Origin of the sequence: Corallococcus praedator, assembly GCF_003612125.1 — a bacterium.
In the GTDB taxonomy this organism is placed as follows: domain Bacteria; phylum Myxococcota; class Myxococcia; order Myxococcales; family Myxococcaceae; genus Corallococcus; species Corallococcus praedator.
Genome location: NZ_RAWI01001076.1, coordinates 1 through 438 on the forward strand (window position 1 = coordinate 1; position 438 = coordinate 438).

Sequence of the window (438 nt, forward strand, 5' to 3'; positions counted from 1 at the left end):
CGATATATTCAATATATTACCAGTACACTGTGAGCAAATCTTGGTGTACGCTTTGTTTGCTGGTGCAGGTGTTACTTTGGGTAGAGTTTGCGCTTGGAGCATCCCACTGGCAGGCGGTTGAGCTATCCATTAATTTGCCAACAATTGCCTTATTTGGATTAGCGTTTCTGTTGCCAGTGGTACTGTGGGTACTGCTGAAGAAACACTTACAAGAGTCCTCTCAGATATTTCCATTACGTCGGGAGTTACAGAAAGCCAAATTTAACCCGGAATATGTTGAAAGCTTATTCGCCCGACAGCCGCAGATTCCTCCTGCTTTTGAGGGCATGCGGTTAGTAAAGATAGGCAACTCTCAAGCCGAATATACGCTGACGGTAGTGACGAACCCACTTTGCGGCCCCTGCCGACAGTTACACCCTGAACTGGAAGCGTTAGTAC

General features: G+C 46.8%; 1 protein-coding gene. It reads left to right on the forward strand.

Annotation, left to right across the window (positions count from 1 at the left end):
* Nucleotides 1–56: 56 nt before the first annotated feature.
* On the forward strand, nucleotides 57–438 hold a 382-nt coding region (locus D7Y13_RS43090), incomplete at its 3' end, for a hypothetical protein (RefSeq protein ID WP_208734648.1).